The following is a 4827-nucleotide window of genomic DNA, read 5'->3' as shown; positions in this document are numbered from 1 at the left end:
GGCGGCCCCGGCACCGGCGGTGGGCAGTGTCGCCGAACTGGGGGAGCGCGCCGACCTGGCGGACGTGGTGGGCGACGAGGCGGTGGCCGCGAAGGCCGAGGCCGAGGCCCGGGCGGCGGAGCCGGCCGGGCGGCCGGAGCAGGGCGAGCCGACCGTGGTGGACCTGACGCCGGAGGACGAGACCGAGCTGATCCAGCTGCCGGAGCTGCGCGCCTCGCGCTGAGGACCGGAAGCGGGGGCCCGGGACGTCGGGGCCCGGTGGGCCGGGGCCTGGTGGGGCCGGGGCTCCGAAAACGAAAACCGCGGCGCGGGAAGTCGGACGGACCGGCTTCCCGCGCCGCGGCGCTCCCCGCGGGTGCGTCAGATCTGGACGCCGAAGTCCTGGGCGATGCCGGCCAGGCCGGAGGCGTAGCCCTGGCCGACGGCGCGGAACTTCCACTCCCCACCGTTGCGGTAGAGCTCGCCGAAGATCATCGCGGTCTCGGTGGCGGCGTCCTCGGAGAGGTCGTAGCGGGCGATCTCGGCGCCGCCGGCCGCGTTCACCACGCGGATGTAGGCGTTGCGGACCTGGCCGAAGTTCTGGCCGCGGGCGACGCCGTCGTAGATGGTGACCGGGAAGGTGATCTTGACGGCCTCGGCCGGCAGGCCGGCCAGGTTGATGTTGATCGACTCGTCGTCGCCCGCGCCCTCGCCGGTGCGGTTGTCACCGGTGTGCACGACGGTGTTGTCCGGCGTGCTGGTGTTGTTGAAGAAGACGAAGTGGGCGTTGGACAGCACCTTGCCGTCGGCGTTCAGGACGATCGCGCTGGCGTCGAGGTCGAACTCGGCGCCGGTCGTGGTGCGGACGTCCCAGCCCAGGCCGACGGTGACCGCGGACAGGCCGGGGGCCTCCTTGGTCAGCGAGACGTTGCCACCCTTGGAGAGGCTCACTGGCATGACGATTGCAGTCCCTTCGTTCGCTTCGTTCGCTTTTCCCCGGGACAACGCAATACTCCGGCGGCTTGGTTCCGCAGGGGCCGTGAATTCTTCGTGAGCGCCAATCGGAGGCAAAGCCCGGGCAAAGAGGGTGTCAGATCCGCCGGAACCGGCCCTGCAGCGACCAGATGTTCGGATTGTCGGCCAGGTCGGGGTGCATGTCGAAGAGGTCGGCCAGGGTGTCCTGGAGGAAGTCCCGGGCCTCGCGCCGCAGTTCGCCGTGGCGCACCACCACCGGCGGCTCGTCCGGCAGCCAGGTGGCGGTGACCTCGACCCAGTTGAAGCGGCGGGCGAAGCGCAGCAGCTCGGTGTTCTGGGTGAAGTCGAGGTCGGCGGTCTGTACCCGGGCGGCCCGGCTGCCGTCCGGGTCGCGGTCCAGCAGCTCGGCGATGTCGCACAGCGCCCAGGCGAAGTCGAGCACCGGCACCCAGCCCCAGGCGGTGGACAGCTCCGCGCCCTCGCCGTCCAGGTAGACGTCGCCGCAGAACAGGTCGTGCCGCAGGGCGTGCACGGACGCGGTGCGGTAGTCCGTCTGCGGGGGGTCGGGGAAGCGGTTGGAGAGGGAGTAGCCGAGCTCGATCACGTACGCCATTGTCGGGGCTCGGGGCGTGCTCCGGTAACCGGGTCCGGAGCGCCCGGGGGCGAGCGGGCGGGTGTCGGATAACCGGGTGACCGTACGGGCCCCGCGCGGGATGATGGACGCATGTCCGAGCCCATCCGCGTGCGGGGGTCGGTGGTCGTCCCCGACGCCGAGCTCGTCTGGCGCTTCTCGCGTTCCTCCGGCCCCGGCGGCCAGCACGTCAACACCTCCGACTCCAAGGCCGAGCTGCGCTTCGACCTGGCCTCGACCACCGCGCTGCCCGAGGTGTGGCGCGAGCGTGCGCTGGAGCGGCTGGCCGGGCGGCTGGTCGACGGCCGGGTGCTGGTGGTCCAGGCCTCGGAGTTCCGCTCGCAGTGGCGCAACCGGGAGGCGGCCGCGGCCCGGCTGTCGGCGCTGCTGGCCGAGGCGTGCGCGCCGCCGCCGAAGGCCCGGCGGGCGACCAGGCCGAGCCGGGGGATGGTCGAGCGGCGGCTGTTCAACAAGCGGCACCGCTCCGAGCTGAAGCAGGGCCGCCGGTCGCCGCGGGGCGGCGAGTAGGCGGGGCTCAGCCGAGGGTGCGGTAGCCGCCGCGGAAGTAGAGCAGCGGGCGGCCTCCCGGGTCGGGCACCGCGGCCTCCAGGACGCGGCCGAGCAGCAGGGTGTGGTCACCAGCGGGTATCCGCTGCTCGGTGCGGCACTCGACGGTGGCCAGTGCGCCGGCGATCAGCGGTGCGCCGGTGCGCGGGCCGCGGTGGTGCGCGGTGTCCGCGAACAGCAGCCGGTCACTGAGCCGGCCCTTCATGGCGAACCGGGAGCCGAGCGTCTTCTGCCCCTCGGCCAGCACCGAGACCGCCCAGGTGTCCACCCGGGAGAGCACCTCGTCCATCCGGGAGTCCTCGCGGACCGAGATCAGCACCAGCGGCGGCTCCAACGACACCGAGAGGAAGGACGTGGCGGTCATGCCGACGTCCTCCCCGTCCTCCGGGTCGTGGACGGTCACCAGGCTCACGCCGGCGGCGAGCTGGGAGAGGGCAGCCCGGAACTCGTCGGGCGTGGCGTGGGGGGCAGCTTCGGGCTGCGGGGACGGGTACACGTACCGCACGGTAGTCGTCACCCGGGAGAAACGGCATCGGGCCTTGGTCGTAGGACCGCCGGTCCGGCCGAAGGGTTGCGCCCGGTGGCCGAACTCACCCTCAGGAGTGAAGCCGTCGGACCGGCGGGCGCAGTCGGCTTCAGTCCGAGGACAATGCGGTCGACCACCAGAAATGTTCCGATAACGCTTTATGTCCCGCTATGGGGCAGATGAACTGATTAAGGGCGCATTAGTGTCGTGTGATTTAAGTCACAAGTGGCGGCCTATTGCTGACCGAGCGTGCCGAGCGCTGTGCTCCCTGTGATTCAGTTCTTCTGGCAATCGGACGATAACCAATCAAGAACTATCCGAAGCAGCCGGGGAGCCCCCGCATGGAAGCCGAGTCGGAGCCGTACGTCCGTCTCGCGACCCTCCGCACCTTGCACCGGGTCGTGGCGGACCTCAACGCTGCCCGCAGCCTCGCTGGCACCCTCCAGGCCGTCGTCGAGGGCGCGGTGCACGGGCTCGGCTTCGACGCAGCCGCGGTCAGCCTGGTCCGGCCGGACGGCGACCTCGTGGTGGCGGCCGTCTGGGAGCTGGAGGAGAGCCCGATGGGCGGTCCCTCCGTGCTGCTCGGCCAGGTCGGTTCCCGGGAGTCCTGGGACCGGCTGCTCGGCGTCAGCGACCACTGGGGCACCCTGCGCTTCCTGCCCTACGACCGCGGCTGGGCCGTCGCCAGCGACATCCCGCGCTGGATCGGGGACGGCCCGCTGCCGGTGTACGCCAACGACTGGCACCCCGCCGACGGGCTGCTCGCCCCGATGTACAGCGCCGGCGGCGACCTCCTGGGCGTTCTCTCGGTGGACCGCCCGCGCAGCGGCAAGCGGCCCGGGGCGTGGACCCGCGAGGCGCTGGAGATGTTCTCGCTGCAGGCCTCCATCGCGATCGGCAACGCCCGGCTGCGGGCCGAGATGCAGCGCGCGCTGGCCCGCCTGGAGAAGGAGCAGCAGGCGCTGCGCGCCAGCGAGGAGAGCTTCCGCCAAGCCTTCGAGTACGCGCCCAGCGGGATGGCGATCACCGAGCTGCACGGCGCCGGGCGCGGCCAGCTGACCAGGGTCAACGACGCGCTCTGCCGGCTGCTCGGCCGGCCCCGGGCGGTGCTGCGCCAGCAGAGCTTCGCCGACCTCGTGCACCCCGAGGACCGGGCGCTGCTGGAGCGCACCAGCGCCGAGAGCGGCCGCGCGGAGCTGCGGCTGTCCCGGCGGGACGGCGGCTACCAGTGGGTCTGCCTGCGCAACTCGATCGTCGCGGACGCGGCCGAGGGCCCGAGCTTCCTGCTCACCCACGTCGAGGACATCGAGGACCGCAAGCGGCACGAGTTCCAGCTCGCCCACCGGGCCAGCCACGACGCGCTCACCGGGCTGCCGAACGGTGCCGAGCTCAAGGCCCGGCTGGCCCGCCGGCTCTGCGCCCAGCCGCAGCCGGTCGGCGCCGCCGCCGGCCAGGTCGAGGCGGCCTACCCGCAGCCGTACGGCTACCCGGCCGACTCCTACAGTGCGCACGCGGCGCACGAAGGGCTGGAGGGCGCCGACCCGTACGCCGGTCCGGTGCACGGCTACGGGCTGCCCGAGGCCCTGCCGGGCGGGCTCGGCCCGGGCTTCGGGGAGCACGTGCACGCGGTGGTCCCGGCCGAGTACGGGCCGGGCGGCGACGCCTGGTCGGCGCCGTTCCGCTCCGGCGGCGCGGCGGCGGTGGACAAGGGGCTCGCGGTGCTCTTCTGCGACCTGGACGGCTTCAAGTCGATCAACGACCGGTTCGGCCACAACGCGGGCGACGCGGTGCTGGTCGAGGTGGCCCGGCGGCTGAGCCAGGCCGTCCGGGACGGCGACACGGTGGCCCGGCTCGGCGGCGACGAGTTCGTGGTGCTGGCCGACGGGATCGGCCGCGAGGAGGCCAAGGACCTCGCCCACCGGCTGCGGGGCGCCATCATCCCGCCGATGCGGATCGACGGACGGGCGATGCGGGTGGGGGTGAGCCTCGGTGTCGGCTGGGCCGGTTGCGGGATGAGCATCGAGGAGGTACTGCACACCGCGGACGAGCGGATGTACGACGAGAAGCGGGCCAGGGGCGGGGCGGTGCGCGGGGCGCGCGGCGAGCGTTCGCACCGGCGCGCGGGCTGAGCCGACGGACGGCCGCCGCG

The 4827-nt window shown here is 73.0% G+C and carries 5 protein-coding genes and 1 pseudogene; 3 read left to right on the top strand and 3 right to left on the bottom strand.

Annotation, left to right across the window (positions count from 1 at the left end; all coding sequences use genetic code 11):
* Positions 1 to 223 (top strand): annotated as a pseudogene (locus KS423_RS38680) (hypothetical protein); the annotation flags it as partial.
* A gap of 137 nt (positions 224 to 360) precedes the next feature.
* Here the strand turns inward: KS423_RS38680 and KS423_RS38675 are convergent.
* The gene (locus tag KS423_RS38675; protein WP_224284415.1) at positions 361 to 936 is read right to left on the bottom strand and encodes a TerD family protein; all 576 of its coding nucleotides are present in this window, start codon (positions 934 to 936) and stop codon (positions 361 to 363) included.
* Positions 937 to 1069: 133 nt separating this feature from the next.
* Positions 1070 to 1567 carry a hypothetical protein gene (locus KS423_RS38670; protein WP_263455694.1) on the bottom strand — a complete coding sequence of 166 codons (498 nt, stop codon included), beginning with the start codon at positions 1565 to 1567 and terminating at the stop codon, positions 1070 to 1072.
* A 111-nt stretch (positions 1568 to 1678) separates the two neighbouring features.
* Here KS423_RS38670 and arfB point away from each other — a divergent pair, with 111 nt between their 5' ends.
* On the top strand, positions 1679 to 2113 hold the full coding sequence (arfB, locus tag KS423_RS38665) for an alternative ribosome rescue aminoacyl-tRNA hydrolase ArfB (protein WP_224284413.1): 435 nt from the start codon (positions 1679 to 1681) through the stop codon (positions 2111 to 2113).
* Between the two features lie 7 nt (positions 2114 to 2120).
* On the opposite strand, the gene KS423_RS38660 is transcribed toward arfB, so the two are convergent.
* A complete protein-coding gene (locus tag KS423_RS38660) occupies positions 2121 to 2648 on the bottom strand; it encodes a flavin reductase family protein (RefSeq protein WP_224284412.1) in 528 nt (175 codons plus the stop codon).
* 371 nt (positions 2649 to 3019) lie between these two features.
* On the opposite strand from KS423_RS38660, the gene KS423_RS38655 reads away from it, so the two are divergent.
* Positions 3020 to 4807, top strand: coding sequence for a diguanylate cyclase (locus tag KS423_RS38655; RefSeq protein ID WP_224284411.1), 1788 nt, complete (start codon positions 3020 to 3022; stop codon positions 4805 to 4807).
* Positions 4808 to 4827: the final 20 nt, after the last annotated feature.

The sequence above is a fragment of the Streptomyces sp. LS1784 genome, assembly GCF_020103755.1.
Taxonomy (GTDB): Bacteria; Actinomycetota; Actinomycetes; order Streptomycetales; family Streptomycetaceae; genus Kitasatospora.
This window is presented reverse-complemented; position numbering and strand designations above follow the sequence as displayed.

Excerpts from the sequence above, each read along its gene's own strand:
- KS423_RS38675 (WP_224284415.1), bottom strand. The coding sequence starts at position 936 with ATGCCAGTGAGCCTCTCCAAGGGTGGCAACGTCTCGCTGACCAAGGAG.
- KS423_RS38670 (WP_263455694.1), bottom strand. The coding sequence starts at position 1,567 with ATGGCGTACGTGATCGAGCTCGGCTACTCCCTCTCCAACCGCTTCCCC.
- arfB (WP_224284413.1), top strand. The coding sequence starts at position 1,679 with ATGTCCGAGCCCATCCGCGTGCGGGGGTCGGTGGTCGTCCCCGACGCC.
- KS423_RS38655 (WP_224284411.1), top strand. The coding sequence starts at position 3,020 with ATGGAAGCCGAGTCGGAGCCGTACGTCCGTCTCGCGACCCTCCGCACC.